Origin of the sequence: Lentibacillus saliphilus, from assembly GCF_019093865.1 — a bacterium.
Taxonomy (GTDB): Bacteria; Bacillota; Bacilli; order Bacillales; family Amphibacillaceae; genus Lentibacillus_B; species Lentibacillus_B saliphilus.
The window spans coordinates 301,356-316,639 of record NZ_JABJXD010000003.1 but is presented as its reverse complement, the minus strand read 5'-3'; the positions used below and the strand labels follow the sequence as shown (position 1 = coordinate 316,639).

The 15,284-nt window shown below is 40.2% G+C and carries 20 protein-coding genes; 12 read left to right on the top strand and 8 right to left on the bottom strand.

Annotated elements, in window-relative coordinates:
- Window positions 1-18: 18 nt before the first annotated feature.
- The 6 genes from HPC67_RS07920 to HPC67_RS07895 all read left to right on the top strand — a co-directional run bounded on the left by HPC67_RS07920 (window position 19) and on the right by HPC67_RS07895 (window position 4,536).
- The gene (locus HPC67_RS07920) at window positions 19-594 is read left to right on the top strand and encodes a DUF2953 domain-containing protein (protein WP_217586989.1); all 576 of its coding nucleotides are present in this window, start codon (window positions 19-21) and stop codon (window positions 592-594) included.
- A gap of 32 nt (window positions 595-626) precedes the next feature.
- Window positions 627-1,103: a GerW family sporulation protein gene (ytfJ, locus tag HPC67_RS07915; protein WP_217586988.1), complete on the top strand. Its 477-nt coding sequence runs from the start codon at window positions 627-629 to the stop codon at window positions 1,101-1,103.
- An 86-nt stretch (window positions 1,104-1,189) separates the two neighbouring features.
- Window positions 1,190-1,690, top strand: coding sequence for a thiol peroxidase (gene tpx, locus HPC67_RS07910; protein WP_217586986.1), 501 nt, complete (start codon window positions 1,190-1,192; stop codon window positions 1,688-1,690).
- A 129-nt stretch (window positions 1,691-1,819) separates the two neighbouring features.
- The gene (locus tag HPC67_RS07905) at window positions 1,820-2,797 is read left to right on the top strand and encodes a class I SAM-dependent methyltransferase (protein WP_217586984.1); all 978 of its coding nucleotides are present in this window, start codon (window positions 1,820-1,822) and stop codon (window positions 2,795-2,797) included.
- A 19-nt stretch (window positions 2,798-2,816) separates the two neighbouring features.
- A complete protein-coding gene (locus tag HPC67_RS07900; protein ID WP_217586982.1) occupies window positions 2,817-4,004 on the top strand; it encodes an acetate kinase in 1,188 nt (395 codons plus the stop codon).
- A gap of 13 nt (window positions 4,005-4,017) precedes the next feature.
- On the top strand, window positions 4,018-4,536 hold the full coding sequence (locus HPC67_RS07895; protein WP_217586981.1) for a MogA/MoaB family molybdenum cofactor biosynthesis protein: 519 nt from the start codon (window positions 4,018-4,020) through the stop codon (window positions 4,534-4,536).
- 48 nt (window positions 4,537-4,584) lie between these two features.
- Here the strand turns inward: HPC67_RS07895 and HPC67_RS07890 are convergent, their stop codons facing one another.
- On the bottom strand, window positions 4,585-5,022 hold the full coding sequence (locus HPC67_RS07890; protein ID WP_217586979.1) for a universal stress protein: 438 nt from the start codon (window positions 5,020-5,022) through the stop codon (window positions 4,585-4,587).
- A 130-nt stretch (window positions 5,023-5,152) separates the two neighbouring features.
- Here HPC67_RS07890 and HPC67_RS07885 point away from each other — a divergent pair, with 130 nt between their 5' ends.
- Window positions 5,153-5,317, top strand: coding sequence for a hypothetical protein (locus HPC67_RS07885; protein ID WP_217586977.1), 165 nt, complete (start codon window positions 5,153-5,155; stop codon window positions 5,315-5,317).
- A gap of 1,055 nt (window positions 5,318-6,372) precedes the next feature.
- Here HPC67_RS07885 and HPC67_RS07880 read toward each other — a convergent pair.
- The gene (locus HPC67_RS07880) at window positions 6,373-7,470 is read right to left on the bottom strand and encodes a M24 family metallopeptidase (RefSeq protein ID WP_217586975.1); all 1,098 of its coding nucleotides are present in this window, start codon (window positions 7,468-7,470) and stop codon (window positions 6,373-6,375) included.
- A gap of 150 nt (window positions 7,471-7,620) precedes the next feature.
- On the opposite strand from HPC67_RS07880, the gene HPC67_RS07875 reads away from it, so the two are divergent.
- Together HPC67_RS07875 and HPC67_RS07870 are read left to right on the top strand one after the other, a co-directional pair.
- Window positions 7,621-8,304, top strand: coding sequence for a PspA/IM30 family protein (locus HPC67_RS07875; protein ID WP_217586973.1), 684 nt, complete (start codon window positions 7,621-7,623; stop codon window positions 8,302-8,304).
- A 119-nt stretch (window positions 8,305-8,423) separates the two neighbouring features.
- Entirely contained in the window at window positions 8,424-9,104 is a 681-nt protein-coding gene (locus HPC67_RS07870) for a metal-dependent hydrolase (RefSeq protein WP_217587087.1), read from the top strand.
- 212 nt (window positions 9,105-9,316) lie between these two features.
- On the opposite strand, the gene HPC67_RS07865 is transcribed toward HPC67_RS07870, so the two are convergent.
- Window positions 9,317-10,072, bottom strand: a complete 756-nt coding sequence (locus HPC67_RS07865; RefSeq protein ID WP_217586971.1) for a prepilin peptidase — start codon at window positions 10,070-10,072, stop codon at window positions 9,317-9,319.
- A gap of 177 nt (window positions 10,073-10,249) precedes the next feature.
- Between HPC67_RS07865 and HPC67_RS07860 the strand changes: the two genes are divergently transcribed.
- Both HPC67_RS07860 and HPC67_RS07855 read left to right on the top strand, forming a co-directional pair.
- Complete coding sequence (locus HPC67_RS07860) at window positions 10,250-10,477, top strand: hypothetical protein (protein ID WP_217586970.1); 228 nt, start codon at window positions 10,250-10,252, stop codon at window positions 10,475-10,477.
- Window positions 10,478-10,549: 72 nt separating this feature from the next.
- Entirely contained in the window at window positions 10,550-11,860 is a 1,311-nt protein-coding gene (locus HPC67_RS07855) for a DRTGG domain-containing protein (protein ID WP_217586969.1), read from the top strand.
- Window positions 11,861-12,025: 165 nt separating this feature from the next.
- Here the strand turns inward: HPC67_RS07855 and tnpA are convergent, their stop codons facing one another.
- Together tnpA and HPC67_RS07845 are read right to left on the bottom strand one after the other, a co-directional pair.
- A complete protein-coding gene (tnpA, locus tag HPC67_RS07850; RefSeq protein WP_217586968.1) occupies window positions 12,026-12,499 on the bottom strand; it encodes an IS200/IS605 family transposase in 474 nt (157 codons plus the stop codon).
- A 175-nt stretch (window positions 12,500-12,674) separates the two neighbouring features.
- A complete protein-coding gene (locus HPC67_RS07845; protein ID WP_217586967.1) occupies window positions 12,675-12,974 on the bottom strand; it encodes a YtpI family protein in 300 nt (99 codons plus the stop codon).
- A 107-nt stretch (window positions 12,975-13,081) separates the two neighbouring features.
- Between HPC67_RS07845 and HPC67_RS07840 the strand changes: the two genes are divergently transcribed.
- Window positions 13,082-14,032, top strand: coding sequence for a DHH family phosphoesterase (locus HPC67_RS07840; protein WP_217586966.1), 951 nt, complete (start codon window positions 13,082-13,084; stop codon window positions 14,030-14,032).
- Between the two features lie 59 nt (window positions 14,033-14,091).
- Here HPC67_RS07840 and HPC67_RS07835 read toward each other — a convergent pair whose 3' ends face one another.
- The 3 genes from HPC67_RS07835 to ytrH all read right to left on the bottom strand — a co-directional run bounded on the left by HPC67_RS07835 (window position 14,092) and on the right by ytrH (window position 15,244).
- Window positions 14,092-14,280 (bottom strand): YtzJ family protein, encoded by a 189-nt coding sequence (locus tag HPC67_RS07835; protein ID WP_217587086.1) that lies wholly within the window; start codon window positions 14,278-14,280, stop codon window positions 14,092-14,094.
- A 128-nt stretch (window positions 14,281-14,408) separates the two neighbouring features.
- Window positions 14,409-14,912, bottom strand: coding sequence for a sporulation membrane protein YtrI (ytrI, locus tag HPC67_RS07830; RefSeq protein WP_217586965.1), 504 nt, complete (start codon window positions 14,910-14,912; stop codon window positions 14,409-14,411).
- Entirely contained in the window at window positions 14,912-15,244 is a 333-nt protein-coding gene (gene ytrH, locus HPC67_RS07825; protein ID WP_217586964.1) for a sporulation membrane protein YtrH, read from the bottom strand. Before ytrH ends, ytrI begins: the two co-directional genes overlap by 1 nt.
- Window positions 15,245-15,284: the final 40 nt, after the last annotated feature.

Sequence of the window (15,284 nt, the reverse complement as noted above, 5' to 3'; positions counted from 1 at the left end):
TATTTAGGGGATGGCGATATGATTTGGATTGTGTCCATTTGCTTAGGTGCTCTCGTTGTAATTTTTCTTGCATCCAGACTTTATATTGATATTAAAGGGGTCTATTCTACAGAGCAACATGATATCGTGATTAAAGCGTATTTTTATAAAGTGTGTCTGTATAAGAAAACGATTATTATGACGAACGACCAACACGTTGACCTTGAACAATTACTAACGGCTTGGCTCAACACACCTCAACTTAAAAATTCATCGCGTATATCCATTGGAAAGATCAATATCATGAAGCGGTCGTTCATTGACATCTTACAAAGGGTACGTTTTAAAAAATGGGACTGGTATACGCAGTTTGGGTTGCGAGAGGCTGACGTGACAGGCTTTGCAGTCGGCGGGATATGGGCTATCAAATATATGATTGTGGGCTACATGAGTCAATTTGCACAATTCTCCAAACACCCTCACATAGCAGTGGTCCCTCAATATGATCGTACATATTTATCAACACAGTTGAATTGCATGTTCTCTATGACCATGGGGCAGATTATGTATAGTGTATACCTGCTGTTGCGCAGGTCATCTACACATACACAATGAAAAGGTAAAAGAAGAAATGGAGGCTATACTTAATGGATACACATCCAATTCAAGGATTAATGACAACTGCCATGGAAAATTTAAAAGATATGATTGAAGTTAACACGATTATTGGAGACCCGGTCAAGTCGCCGGACGGAAGCATTATTATACCTGTGTCAAAGGTTGGCTTTGGTTTTGCTGCAGGCGGTAGCGAATTTCAGCCGACCACTACGAGTCAGTCCAGTCAAGAGCTGCCATTTGGTGGTGGAAGTGGAGGTGGTGTTTCCATCACACCTATTGCTTTTCTCATTGTTAAGGAAAAGGATGTAAAAATGATTCATCTCGATCAGCAAACCCATATTTATGAAAAGCTTCTAGATCTAGCGCCTCAAGCTGCAGTAAAGATTGAACAGATGATCAATCAGTCCCTAGGGGCAGAAAAGACCAAAAATAAGGAAGCAAATAAGGAAGGCTGTCATGAAAAAGACAAAAATAAAGACGAAGAACACTATCATTACGATATTTAACATGTTTATAACCTACTGATGTTAGGGAAAGACATAAAAGAAAGGAATGCGAAAATCACACACTTTTTAAAGGGAGGAATGATGTAATGCCTCGTGTGACATTTAACCATGAACCTATCACACTTGTGGGACAAGAATTAACGGTTGGTGAACAGGCACCGGATTTTCAAGTTGTATCAAATGAACTGAAGGGTGTATCGCTGAATGATTATAAGGGGAAAATTAAGCTTATTGCGACTGTTCCTTCCGTAGATACGGGTGTATGTGCGGAAGAAACGAAGCGTTTTAACGAAGAAGCAAGTAAGCTTGATAACGTCGAAGTATTGACGATTAGCATGGATTTACCTTTCGCACAAGCACGCTGGAAGGCATCAAATGACATTAAACACCTTGACCTCTTGTCAGACCATAAAAGCGGCGATTTCGGTGAAAAATACGGTGTTTTAATCAAAGATTTACGGCTTTTAGCAAGAGCGGTGTTCGTTGTTGGTTCGGATGATAAAATAAGCTATGTAGAATATGTTGATGAGGTGACGAATCACCCTGATTATGAGGCAGCATTACAGGCTGCTAAAACGTCACAATAAAGTCAAATTGGGCCCCCTCCAATTACGGATGGGGCTTTATACTTGAAGTAACGGATTAACTTTTGTACAAGCCGCCTAAACCTTGGTACAATAGAAACGCTTGATATATCGTTGTACGGAGGTCAAAATGTGGAAAAATCAAAAGTAGAACAATTATTTCAATGGTTAGATGATACAACTAATACCCTACATATAGAAGCGCCTTATTTAGATAAGCTGGCGATATGCATGGATACATTGTTACACGGATCACCTGATGACGTGCTCTCTGATGAAGTAAAAGAACAGCTAAGGGCGTCTGTAGCGACGATCAATTCAGACGCATTTAACGCAGAACATATGCGTAAAGCAATTCAACTGGCTGTATTAAAAGGAATGCGAGATTCAACGCAACAACAACATCTTATAACACCAGAGACGATTGCGCTCATCATTGGATATCTCGCTGAGAAGCTTAGTCAAGGTAAGGAACAATTAACATTATTTGATCCTGTTTGCGGTACGGCTAATTTGATAACCGTTGTATTAGATCAATTAAAAGCTGATACAATTGCATATGCCGGAGAAGTTGACCCGACATTGATTAATGTAGCGGTGTTAAATGCAAACCTGCAAAAGCGTGAAATTGAATTTTTCCATCAGGATAGTTTACAACCAATGTTGCTTGATCCTGTAGACATGGTTGTTGCAGATTTACCAGTCGGCTATTATCCGGATGATGTGCGTGCAAAGAACTATGAGTTGAACAGTCAAGAGGGACATGCATATGCACATCATTTATTTATTGAACAAAGCTTGAATTACACAAAGCCAGCTGGGTATTTGATATTCATCGTTCCGGAATTTTTATTTGAGAGTGACCAGGCAGAGCAGCTACAGACGTTTATCCGTGAGCATGCCCATATTGTCGGTATGCTAGGCTTGCCAGAAAGTGCATTCCGAAATAAACATAATCGTAAGAGCATACTCATTTTGCAAAAGAAAGGTGAAGGCACGGAAGCACCGAAACAACCATTGCTCGTACAACTCCCGTCCTTTAAGGAATCAAAAGCAATGGCGAGTATTATGGCACAAATGAATGCATGGTTTCAAGCATACAACGAATAGACGCTGAGGAGTGAACGCTATGGGAAACATTCTTGCAATAAATGCTGGTAGTTCATCACTTAAATTTCAACTCATACGTATGCCGGATGAAACGGTACTAACTAAAGGGTTGATAGAGCGAATTGGTTTAGATGATTCAATATTTACGATTAAAACGGCTGGGGACGAAAAAAAACTCGAAACGACGATCCCGAATCATGAAGCAGCTGTTCGGCATTTACTCGATGGTCTTTTAGATTCAGGTGTCATTCAAGATTTTACAGATATTCATGGCGTTGGCCATCGGATCGTCCATGGTGGAGAATATTTTAGCGATGCTGTGATGATTACCGATGACGTCATTCATAAAATTGAAGATATTTCAGAGCTTGCACCACTGCATAACCCTGCAAATTTAACTGGGATTCATGCATTCCGAAATATCTTACCTAATGTACCTATGGTTGCTGTTTTTGACACAGCATTTCATCAAACAATGCCTGAACAATCGTATTTGTATAGTCTACCTTATGAGTATTATGAAGACTATGGGATTCGAAAATACGGCTTCCATGGCACATCACATAAGTATGTCTCTCATCGTGCAGCTGAAATGCTCGGAATCCCGATTGAGCATCTGCGTCTCATTTCTTGCCATTTAGGAAATGGTGCAAGTGTAGCTGCTATCGAATATGGTCGTTCCATAGATACATCCATGGGCTTTACGCCCCTTGCTGGCGTTACAATGGGAACGCGGTCAGGTAATATCGATCCCGCTTTAATCCCATATATTATGGAGAAAACCGGTAAGACTGCTGAAGAAGTTGTACATGTGTTAAACAAAGAAAGTGGCATATTGGCGCTCTCTGGTTTCTCCAGCGACTTTCGCGATATTGAGGCAGAAGCAGGCAATAACGAACGAGCAGAGCTTGCGCTTAACGTGTTTGCCGGCAAAATTCATAAATATATTGGATCATATGCAGCGCGAATGTCGGGTGTAGATGCCATTATATTCACAGCTGGCGTCGGTGAAAATAGTCAAGTTGTTAGGGAGAAGATTTTAACAGGTCTCGAGTTTATGGGTGTGTATTGGGACCCTAAATTAAATGATGTTCGGGGAAAGGAAACCTATGTCAATCATTCGTATTCACCTGTTAAAGTGCTCATTATCCCTACGAATGAGGAAGTGATGATCGCACGGGAAACAATCGATCTCATTTCCCGGTAGAGGGAGGGGTAATATGTCTGTTGCTGAACATAAAAAAGAACGTCAACCTATAAACTGTTTTATTATTACAGTCAGTGACACACGTACGGCAGACACAGATAAGAGTGGGCAATTGATGGCATGTATGTTAACGGATGCTCAGCATCACGTCGTTCATAAAAAGATTGTCTCTGATGATGTATCAGCAATTCGCCAAACGATGTTCGAGGCATGTCAAACATCGAATGTTGATGTTATATTGTTGAATGGTGGTACGGGCATTGCAGGCCGAGATGTGACCATTGAGGCTGTTAGTCCAATGCTCGATAAAGAAATGCCTGGTTTTGGTGAGATCTTTAGGATGTTAAGCTATCAGGAAGATATCGGGTCAGCTGCGATTTTATCACGAGCCCTTGCTGGAATACGTGGTCATATCCCCATATATGTAACACCAGGATCATCTGGAGCAGTAAAGCTCGCCATGCACAAATTGATTTTACCTGAATTAAACCATGTTGTGAACGAAGCGACGAAAGACAACAAAAGAGATTGACCGGGTATAACCGGGCAATCTCTTTTGTTTTTAAGCGAAGTGATTGAGTTAACGGACGACAAGGACGTCACATGTCGCATAACGTGCGATGCTTTCAGATACGCTTCCTATTAGAAAGCGCTCTACAGCATTCATCCCTGTTGCACCACAAATTATTAAATCTGCATCAAAATCCTTGGCAATGTTTTTAGGTATTTTCACTTTAGGAGAACCGTATTCGACAACTCGAACTAAGTCGTCAACACCAGCTTGTTTAGCGAGTTCGACGTAATCATCTAATAATTCCTTTGCATACTCTTCAGCACGTTCAGTGAGGGTTCTGTCATAGACTTCAATGGTTGCAAAAGCCCGAGAGTCAACAACATGGGCAAGAATGAGCTTGGCGCTGTTGTTCCGTTTAGCAATTTCAAGTGACTTTTTAAACGCCTTTTCTGATGCGTCAGACCCATCAACAGCAACTACGATTCGATCATATTTAAATTCCATCATGCCACATCCCTTCTGATTTCTTTTCTCCCTCACCTCTATTATAACGCTTTCAACCTTAATTGGAAAAGAAAGTCACACAAATTTATCGTCTAATTTGGACACGCTATAATTATGGAGGTGAGATGCAATGGCAGACCGCAAAGATCAGGATAAACAACAAGCCTTTTTCGAGGATAAAGACGGCGTAGCCTCTGTACAAAATCAATTGAATGAAAGTTATCAAAGTGGTGTCGTTGAAGATCAGCTGCACAATAATCGTGGCATCTATACGTTCAACAACCAAAAAAAATAACGTCCACTTATTTTGTTAATGGATAAAAAGAAAACGGGGACAAAAGAGGTTTATTTAAATGAAAAAACGAACAATACCACAGCTCCGTAAATATTGAGCGTTGTTCGTCTTTTGAGTTAAACTTTAAGTTTTGTCCCAGCCTTGCATACTAAGTACTAGGAGTTAGCTGCTCCTGGTACTTTTTTTGTATAGTCATTTATACTGCAAGCAACGCTGTAGATTAGCAACCCAGCCTACAGTACTTATAAGTAACTGGTTTTTAGAGAGTCTAACTACAGCTCTTTGTTTATCTGTTAATTAGTTAGATAACGCAAGACGTTTGATTTCATACAAGGATACTGGACAAGGAGTGTGTGGCTTGAAAGACCTGGGTAATATGTCAATAGAAAAGAAGCACGTATGAAGTTATCATGAAAAATGATTTCTATAAAAATCATAGGACCATTATTTAGGAATGTCTCAGAGCGCCCAAGTAATTAATATATGATGTAGGTTCATTCATTTATGAAATATACGCACATACTGAGTTACCTGAAAAGGAAGGCGGCGACTCCAGCGGGAACAGCACGCGTCCGAAGACCCCGCAGAAAAAGGTAGGAAGGCTAAAGNTAGGACCATTATTTAGGAATGTCTCAGAGCGCCCAAGTAATTAATATATGATGTAGGTTCATTCATTTATGAAATATACGCACATACTGAGTTACCTGAAAAGGAAGGCGGCGACTCCAGCGGGAACAGCACGCGTCCGAAGACCCCGCAGAAAAAGGTAGGAAGGCTAAAGTCGCGACGACAATCGCCACACCTTCATGACCAACATCCTGTTAACCCGAGGCTGAGGCCGTGCCCGCGGAAAGCGTCCGCCTGCAGTGAAAGGTAACGGCGTTATAGCTGAATATATGTTAAAAAATCATTTAGAATATATATTCCTAAAATCAATGCCTAGATATACTATACGAGGAGATAGCTTAATGATTAATTTTAAAAAAATCATAAATTATCAAGCTTATTTGTCATACACAAATTTATAAGGAAGAAATATTCGTTTTTTTCGCAGTTTACTCAATGATTTGCAGGTCCTTAGGGTATTGCGTAAGCACTTCAGCACCATCATTGGTCATATAAATCATGTCTTCAATTCTGACACCTGCCAAGTCTGATACATAAATACCGGGTTCAATCGTGTAACACATCCCGCTCTCTAAAGGAAGTGTATTGTCACTATGCATGGATGGCCCTTCATGAGTTTGAATGCCAATTCCATGCCCAATTCGGTGTGGGAAGTGTTCTCCAAACCCTTCTGCAGCAATGTGTGTTCTTGCAACACTGTCAATCTCACCAACAGGCGTACCAATCATTGAATGATCGATCGCTTTTTGTTGCGCCACCAAGACAGTATTATAAATCTTCTGTTGCTGTTCATTAATCGATTGATATGCGACCGTTCTTGAAATATCTGAACAATAGCCTTTATGAATGACGCCTAAATCGAATAAAACCAAGTCTCCAGCTTTAAGCTGTCTTGTTCCTGGCGTTCCATGTGGTGAAGCTGCTTTTTCTCCGAATAACACCATCGTGGAGAATGACATGGCTTCAACACCACGTTGCTTTAATCCGAACTCAATTGCAGCAATGACCTCCAGTTCTGAAACACCTTCTTTTAAAGCTGCTACGCCAAGCTCAACACCATAGTCAGCTAATTGTGCAGCTTCTTTTAAATGGTTGTATTCATCCGTCTGTTTAATGCGTCTTGCTCCGGAGAGCATACCTTGTGCATCCACAGTATTAATATTCGGCATAATACGGGATACTTCATAATATCGTTCTAACGTTAAGTGGTCATATTCTAGACCGATTGTTTTTGGCTGCTCAGTGAAAGTGTTTAACTGGTCAAGAAGGAGGTCCCAAGGATTCTCGTGATCATGATAGGCAATGATGTTATGAGACCAGCCAGCTTTTTGCGCATCCTGTGCTTCCATGCTAGGTACAATTAAGATCGGTTCATGGACAAGGTCAGCAAATAATGCAATGACCCGCTCATGGGGATCAGAATCATACCCACTTAAATAAAAAACGTTCGCTTGTGATGTCACAAGGACACTATCCATGTTTTGTTGCATCATATCTTTTAGTAAATGGTTCAATTGGTCTGTCATATGTGTGGCACCTCTTTGGAAAAATGTATTGATCCCATTATAACAAAAATGTTTATCAATGATAGATGTGAAACCTTTTTGTTAAAAGAATCGTACGTCTATTAACTGATGAAAGAGGGAATCATCCAAATATATAAGGAGGGCTTGACCATGTTTAAATTTTTCAAACGTATGAAAACAGTTGTTGGTGCCGAAATGAATGCGATGCTGGATAAAGCAGAGGACCCTGTTAAAATGCTTGATCAATTTATGAGGGATATGGCTGAGGACATTCGAGAAGCAGAAGCCGCGATTGCCAAACAGATGGCACATGAAAAGGTGTTGAAGCGTAAAGCAGATGATGCCGAAGCGATGAGTTTGAAACGCCAAAAACAAGCTGAGCAAGCTGTTCAAGCAGGAGATGATGACCTAGCCCGTCGAGCACTACAGAACAAGCAAGACCATGCGAAACAACGAGATGTATTAAATGAAACGTGGTTAAAAGCAAAAGAGGATACAGACACATTAAAAAAGCAGCTCGATGAAATGAAGCGCGAATACGAGCATATGAAATTGAAGAAAGATGCGCTAAAGGCACGTGCACAGTCTGCTAAAACACGGACAAAAATGAATCAAACAATGTCATCAATCGGTGGTGACGAGTCACGGCTTGGGTTTGAGCGGATGGAAGAGAAGGTGCTTCAATTTGAAGCAGAAGCGGAAATGAGTGAAGATTTAACAGAACAAGCATATACATTGGATGATGAATTTGCCAAGTTAGAAGACACTGTTGAAAAAGAGCTTGACCAGCTTAAAAAGCAAATAAATACTGAAGATACAGCTGATCAAGGCTGATTACCTGCAGGGCCTTACGTTTCAATTTGGGACAGTCTTTTTTGGATAAAGGCTGTCCTTTTGTTATGATGAATGGAGTAGATATACAGAATGAATTCAAAAAGGGAGCTGGTAGTGAAATGAAATTGTCTTACCATGGCCATTCAGTTGTCAAAGTCGTAACGAACGATCATGTGATTTTAATTGACCCGTTCATAACAGGTAATCCATTGTGTGATTTAGACCCCGATTTGGTCAAAGCCGATGTCATTTTATTAACGCACGGTCATAATGATCATGTTGGCGATACAGTGGAAATTGCCAAACGGAATGATGCGTTGGTTGTGGCGACAAATGAGCTCGCTGTTTATCTTGGTCAAAAAGGATTAAAAACACATGGTATGAATATTGGTGGTGCCTATAACTTTGACTTTGGACGTGTCAAGCTGACGAAGGCTTTTCACAGTTCTTCCTATGAAGAGCCAGATGGTACAATCGTGTATACGGGAATGCCGACAGGGATCTTATTAACAATTGAGGGCAAAACCATTTATCACGTTGGCGACACGAACCTCTTCTCGGATCTTAAGCTTATCGGTGATATGAATGATATCGACGTCGCATTTATACCGATTGGTGATAATTTTACGATGGGACCAGAAGATGCGGTCGTAGCTGCTGATTGGATTCAAGCACGTACAGTTGTGCCAGTTCATTACAATACTTTTCCAGTGATTGAACAAGATCCAGATGCTTTTGCCAAGAGCGTGAAAACAGGGAATGGCAAGGTGCTACAGGTCGGAGAGGTTTTTGATATATAGCTCATCATTGACGAACGCATAAATGAGGCAACCAGCCTCATTTATGCGTTCGTTTTTGGTTGGATGTTTTCGTGCATGTGGCTTGAAATAGCTTATAATGAGCGTTTGATTATCGGATTGTTAGCATATCAAATATCTAATCACAACACTAAACACTATTTCCAAACAAAGGTAAATCAGTACGCCTATTTTAGAAATGTGTGTATGACGCTTTAAATGAGTAATTCAAAATACCAATTTGCCAGGTTTTCACCAAAAAAGTAAGTCAACAGTGTTCCGATAACGATATACGGGCCAAACGGAATTTGCTGTTTACGTCCAATCACTTCTGTCATTAAAAGAATGATACCGATCAAGGCACCGATAATGGTCGATAGAAAAAAAGCGAGAAGTGTTTGCTTAAATCCAAGAACAATACCAATTACTCCGAATAACTTCATATCTCCAGCCCCCATCCCACCTTTACTTATGAGAATAATTAGGGCAAGGAGAATCATCGCTCCTAACGCTCCAGCAATAGATGACCACCACGGTGTTAACGGGTTAATCAACCGCATTAAAATGAAGAGCGGAAAGAAAAACAGTAAAAGACGGTTCGGTATGATCATATATGTTAAGTCCGATACCAAGATGATCATAAGCAGAGCGATAAGCAGAAGCGCTGTCATCAATTCAGTCTCTAATCCAATTGCACGTACACTAAATGCAAATAATAGACCTGTTGAAAGCTCTACAATAGGATAGAGAGGTGCTATATTCTTGTGGCAATAGCGACATTTCTGTCGTTGTATGATGTATGAAATGAGTGGAATAAGGTCATACCATTTTAACGGATGGGTACAATGTGGGCATTCTGAACGACCATGAACAAATGACTGCTTGATTGGAAGCCTCAAGCCAACCACATTCAAAAAAGATCCCACAATTATTCCGAATAGAAAGAAACTACTTATTAACAGCGTATTCATCTATATGCTCCTTCACCTTCATAAATATTTACATATATTGTCATTTAATTTGGAAAATTGGTCAAGTGAAATGACCGGCATGTTTATGATTTAGAAAAAGGCAAAGGTGTCCGGTCTTACAATTGAACGCATGAACAGTGTCCAAGCTACATATGCTATAAAAAGGAGTGAGCTTGAATGCGACATTATGCGATTCTAAAGCTTTTATTAGCAGCTTTTTTTCTTTATTTTGCCTGGCCGGTCATTCCCGAGGCTATACTTGGAATTGAGCGGATGTTTTGGATGGGATGGTTAATCTTTTTTTTACTCGTAGTTGGTGCAAACTTAGCGACGATGCTGCAAATAACAGAACCACCAATCATGGAACAGAATCGTCAATTAGAACGTGAAACACTTAATGATTGAGCCTGTCACCGACTAGCTGTTATAATAAAATAAATGAAACAGTGTAAAACAGTTGAAGGTCGGTGACACGCGTTGACGAAGCATGAACAAATCATTCGGTATATAGAATCATTAGACATCGGACACAAAATATCAGTTAGACTCATTGCAAAGCATTTAGATGTGAGTGAAGGAACAGCTTATAGAGCGATTAAAGAAGCTGAAAACCAAGGCCTCGTTAGCACAATTGAAAGAGTAGGGACTATTAGAATTGAACAAAAAAAACGGGAAAATATCGAAAACCTAACATTTGCTGAAGTGATTAACGTTGTTGACGGTCAAGTTTTAGGCGGAGCAGCTGGACTGCATAAGACTTTAAATAAATTTTTAATTGGTGCTATGCAAGTGAAAGCCATTAAACGCTATATTGAAGCTGATTCTTTGCTGATCGTCGGGGATAGAACTGAGGCTCAAGAGCTTGCGCTTGAAGAAGGCGCTGCGGTGTTAATTACAGGAGGATTTGATACGACAGCGCGCATTAAACAGTTAGCAGATGAAAAAGCATTACCGATTATGTCAACGAGCTACGATACGTTTACAGTCGCAGCCATGATTAATCGCGCTATTTATGATCAGTTAATCAAGAAAGAAATTGTTTGTGTGAGCGATATTTATACGCCTGTGGAAAAAGCGGCTTACTTAACCGTAATGGATACTGTTGATGGCTGGTATGCTTTAAATGAACAGACCCGGCATACACGATTCCCTGTCGTCGATAAAACCCTTCGAGTGAAAGGTATGGTTACATACAAAGACATCATGGGGAAACAGGAACATGTGAAGCTAGATAAAATAATGGTGAAAAATCCGATTGTTGTTCATCCAAAAACATCACTCGCTTATGCCGCGCATATTATGGTTTGGGAAGGAATTGAAGTCGTTCCTGTTGTGGATAAAGGCTATCTTTTAGAAGGCGTCGTTTCCCGACGAGACGTCCTTAAAGCATTGCAGCAAATTCAACGTCAGCCGCAAATTGGGGAGAAAATGGAGGATATCGTCGCGTCACATATGGATATGGTGACCGAGGAGCGGGGTCAAACGGCATTTAAAATGACGGTTATTCCACAGATGACGAATCAGCTCGGTACATTAGCAGATGGTGTGTTTACATCCATTATGAACCAAGCCTGTCGAAAAATGTTACAACATGAAAAGAGAGCCGATATATCGATTGAGAATATGACAATCTACTTCATCCAGCCTGTTCCAATTGATAGTCAAATCATCATCAAACCAAAAATCATGGAGATCGGTCGAATGTATGCTAAATTGGACGTTGACATGTATTGTAATAAACAGCTTGTCGGAAAAGGCATGCTAATGGGGCAAGTTATCGTGCGTTAAGGCTTACAAGCAGACCGGCAATCTTAAATGAATAATCAAAACCACCAGTGTGAACTGGTGGTTTGCTCTGCGGCTGTAAGCCTTTGTTGCCGGCCTCGGCCTTAAAGGCCCACTGAATGGGTTTCCCTTTTGCACCACACTCACTCACTGATTCTAAAGAATCTCTTACTTATTCTTTTTATTCTTCTCTCCAGTGAAAGGATCAAACTCTTCAAATAAAGTTAATTGATCGCTTATGTAGTCTTCTTTAAGCTGATTCCTAATGTATTCTTGAATTTGATTTTTGTTTCTGCCCACTGTATCTACAAAGTAGCCTCTACACCAGAATTTCCGATTACCATATCTATACTTTAAATTGGCGTGACGATCAAAAATCATTAAACTACTTTTTCCCTTTAGATATCCCATGAACTGAGATACACTTAGTTTTGGCGGAATACTTACTAACATATGAATGTGATCTTTGCATGCATTTGCCTCGTGTATCTCAACGCCTTTCCTTTCACAAAGATCTCTTACGATTTCACCAATACTTTTTTTATATTTTCCATAGATAATTTGCCGTCTATATTTTGGAGCAAAAACTATATGATACTTACATCTCCACTGTGTATGTGCTAAACTATTCTTGTCCTGCATTGGACATGCCTCCTTCTTTGATGAGATTTGGTGGTCGGGAAACCAACCTTATCTTATCATGAAGTGAGGCTTTTTTTGTCCCCACGCTGGAAGCTCTATGGAACCCCCGGCATAGCCAGGGGTTTTCAAAGACCATAAAAAGGGCTGCCTTCCTAGCGGACGGACAGCCCAGCTTCTAATGCTCAGTATTTAGCTTCTTCCATTCGTTTCTGTAGTGTTTCGTCTCTTTTAAGCCACGAATGAGCTGCATACCGCCAAGGATGACAAAAACAATTGAAATAAATAGCGTCACCTTGTCTTGAAACAGCCAATAAGAATTCACCCCGAAAAACAACACAAAGCTACCAAGACAAATGCGTGATTTACTGTTAAAGTAAGCTTGGGTAAGTCGGTCCTTTGTTCGGAGAATGGCAACTTTATAATATACATATAAAACGATAGACAGTATAATAATAATTGGGAAAATAACATCCATATTCAATCGACTCCTATTTTTGGTGAACGTGTTCTTAAACAAGTTTACCCTGTTTGTTATATGATTGAAAGGAAAAACATCTGATGGTAAAAGTAAGGGGATGCAGAATGACGATAGAACACATAATTCAAGCGATTAAAACTTACGATACGATTATTATACATCGACACGTGCGGCCAGATCCTGATGCGATTGGTTCACAAGCTGCTCTCAAGACGATTATTCAACACACCTTTCCTGAAAAGCATGTGTACATGACAGGCGAAATGACCCCATCATTAAGCTTCCTTGCTGATATGGATGACATTCCTGATGACACATATGCTGGTGCGCTTGTGATCGTTTGTGATACGGCTAATACAGCAAGAATTTCTGATGAACGCTTCCATAAGGGAGATATGCTTATAAAAATTGATCATCATCCAAATGTTGACGATTATGGGGATATTGCTTGGATTGATACAGATGCAAGCTCAACATCTGAAATGATTTATGAGTTATTTTTACACGGTAAGGCTGCCGGGCTGCAATTCAGTAGTGAGGCAGCGCGCCTTATATACGCAGGCATTGTTGGCGATACTGGTCGTTTTTTATTTCCAAGCACGACGACGAAAACGTTTCGCTATGCAGCAGAGCTTGTTGCTTGGAATTTTGACCGTACAGCTCTTTACGATGCCATGTATAAGACCCAACATAACATTGCACGTCTACGGGGTTACATTTTACAGCAATACTCGATATCACCAGCTGGCATGAGCTCAGTGAAGCTTACGAAAGAACTGTTACAGAAATTTGATGTTGATCCGATAGACACCGGACAATTTGTAGGAGTACTTGGTGATGTTGAAGGTATTAAAGCATGGGTGTTCTTTATTGAAGAAGACGATATTATTCGTGTGAGATTGCGTTCGAAAGGGCCTGTCGTTAATGACATTGCTGCTCAATTTAATGGCGGTGGTCATCCATTAGCTGCAGGTGCATCAGTTGACTCCTGGTCAGAGGCTGAACATGTGGTCGCAGAGCTAGAGGCAGCATGTGAGGCGTATATGGTTAAATAAAAGAAAAGCCGATTTCCGTTAGATTAAGGAAATCGGCTTTTTAATACAGTCACTTATTTTTAACCGCTTTGCTTTTCAGGAATTGGAATGAACCAACATCCTGAAGCTGTATGATCATAATGGACGCTAAGTTGATGTTTGGAAATGCCTCTTTTAATGAGTCGAATCATTTCTTGTGATTCTGCATACACAGATTGCCCGCGCTTTAGTTGGGTAATTTTCGAATCGCGCATTAATCGCTCATTCATAATCAATTGTATCAGCTCCCATCAATGTCATTGATATGAATGTGTTTATGTTTTAATTGTATATAATATTTCCACTAATAACCACATCGTATGGGCATTCTTCGAAAAATGTTCACAAAAAATAATCGTTATTGATGGCGTTTCACTTTAAGGACTAACGATATGTTCGGGGCAAACGTGATGCGCTGAACTTCAAGATAATAATCCATGTCATCAACTGTAAATGTTTTATTTTCAATTGTGGATATAAGTAGTTGGGCATTTTTACTCACGGATTCAAAGTCCTGACCGATAACATGGTCTAATTCCGTTTTAACAAGTTCCACGAGCTGATAAATGGTTAGTCGATCGAGATGTAGTTCTTTTGAATTACTTAATGATACGTCAATCGATTGGATCGTAAGCTGTTCCTCTTTTTGATGATCCTGATCTTCCTTGTCATCTTTTAAGGAATTATTTTGGGCCTTTAATTCACTGATCCTCGCTTCGAGACGTAGATTTTCCTCTATGAGCTGTTCGTACATCGTTCCATACATAAACATAATAATTCCGTATGCGACTATACCACCGAAAATAGCACTGATAACAGCATGCTGCCAGCTGGTTTTTTTGAAATGAGGCGGGATGTACATCAGGACAAATCCTCCTGAATGAGTGATTCAATTATAATGATTGCGGTTTTTACGCCACCCATTGCCGATAATATCAGTAAGGCTTGTTTGAAAAGATCAAACGTTGATCCATCTAAAAAACCTTTTTCAAATTTCTCTATTGTATCAAATGTCCCCCCGATAGCAGCAACTATTGCCCAAATCCGGAGGCTTCTTGCAATACGTCCCATTGCGGTAAGAGGAGGGTCGCCAGTTGCGAAGGAGCCAATGCTGCCAATAATCGTCCCCCCGATAACGACACCAAAGGCAATGAAATAACAGTGTATAAAAGTTGCAAAAAAACGTTCCTCCACTTGGAATCCCTCCCTTTTTAACGCTTGTCTTTACATGATA

What these genes read in the sequence shown, in the direction of transcription:
- HPC67_RS07860 (WP_217586970.1), top strand. Translation starts at nt 10,250, where the DNA reads ATGCGACATTATGCGATTCTAAAGCTTTTATTAGCAGCTTTTTTTCTT.
- HPC67_RS07845 (WP_217586967.1), bottom strand. Translation starts at nt 12,974, where the DNA reads ATGGATGTTATTTTCCCAATTATTATTATACTGTCTATCGTTTTATAT.
- ytrI (WP_217586965.1), bottom strand. Translation starts at nt 14,912, where the DNA reads ATGTACATCCCGCCTCATTTCAAAAAAACCAGCTGGCAGCATGCTGTT.
- HPC67_RS07895 (WP_217586981.1), top strand. Translation starts at nt 4,018, where the DNA reads ATGTCTGTTGCTGAACATAAAAAAGAACGTCAACCTATAAACTGTTTT.
- HPC67_RS07890 (WP_217586979.1), bottom strand. Translation starts at nt 5,022, where the DNA reads ATGGAATTTAAATATGATCGAATCGTAGTTGCTGTTGATGGGTCTGAC.
- HPC67_RS07870 (WP_217587087.1), top strand. Translation starts at nt 8,424, where the DNA reads ATGAAATTGTCTTACCATGGCCATTCAGTTGTCAAAGTCGTAACGAAC.
- HPC67_RS07920 (WP_217586989.1), top strand. Translation starts at nt 19, where the DNA reads ATGATTTGGATTGTGTCCATTTGCTTAGGTGCTCTCGTTGTAATTTTT.
- HPC67_RS07875 (WP_217586973.1), top strand. Translation starts at nt 7,621, where the DNA reads ATGTTTAAATTTTTCAAACGTATGAAAACAGTTGTTGGTGCCGAAATG.
- HPC67_RS07885 (WP_217586977.1), top strand. Translation starts at nt 5,153, where the DNA reads ATGGCAGACCGCAAAGATCAGGATAAACAACAAGCCTTTTTCGAGGAT.
- ytfJ (WP_217586988.1), top strand. Translation starts at nt 627, where the DNA reads ATGGATACACATCCAATTCAAGGATTAATGACAACTGCCATGGAAAAT.
- HPC67_RS07880 (WP_217586975.1), bottom strand. Translation starts at nt 7,470, where the DNA reads ATGACAGACCAATTGAACCATTTACTAAAAGATATGATGCAACAAAAC.
- HPC67_RS07865 (WP_217586971.1), bottom strand. Translation starts at nt 10,072, where the DNA reads ATGAATACGCTGTTAATAAGTAGTTTCTTTCTATTCGGAATAATTGTG.
- HPC67_RS07835 (WP_217587086.1), bottom strand. Translation starts at nt 14,280, where the DNA reads ATGAATGAGCGATTAATGCGCGATTCGAAAATTACCCAACTAAAGCGC.
- HPC67_RS07900 (WP_217586982.1), top strand. Translation starts at nt 2,817, where the DNA reads ATGGGAAACATTCTTGCAATAAATGCTGGTAGTTCATCACTTAAATTT.
- tpx (WP_217586986.1), top strand. Translation starts at nt 1,190, where the DNA reads ATGCCTCGTGTGACATTTAACCATGAACCTATCACACTTGTGGGACAA.
- HPC67_RS07840 (WP_217586966.1), top strand. Translation starts at nt 13,082, where the DNA reads ATGACGATAGAACACATAATTCAAGCGATTAAAACTTACGATACGATT.
- tnpA (WP_217586968.1), bottom strand. Translation starts at nt 12,499, where the DNA reads ATGCAGGACAAGAATAGTTTAGCACATACACAGTGGAGATGTAAGTAT.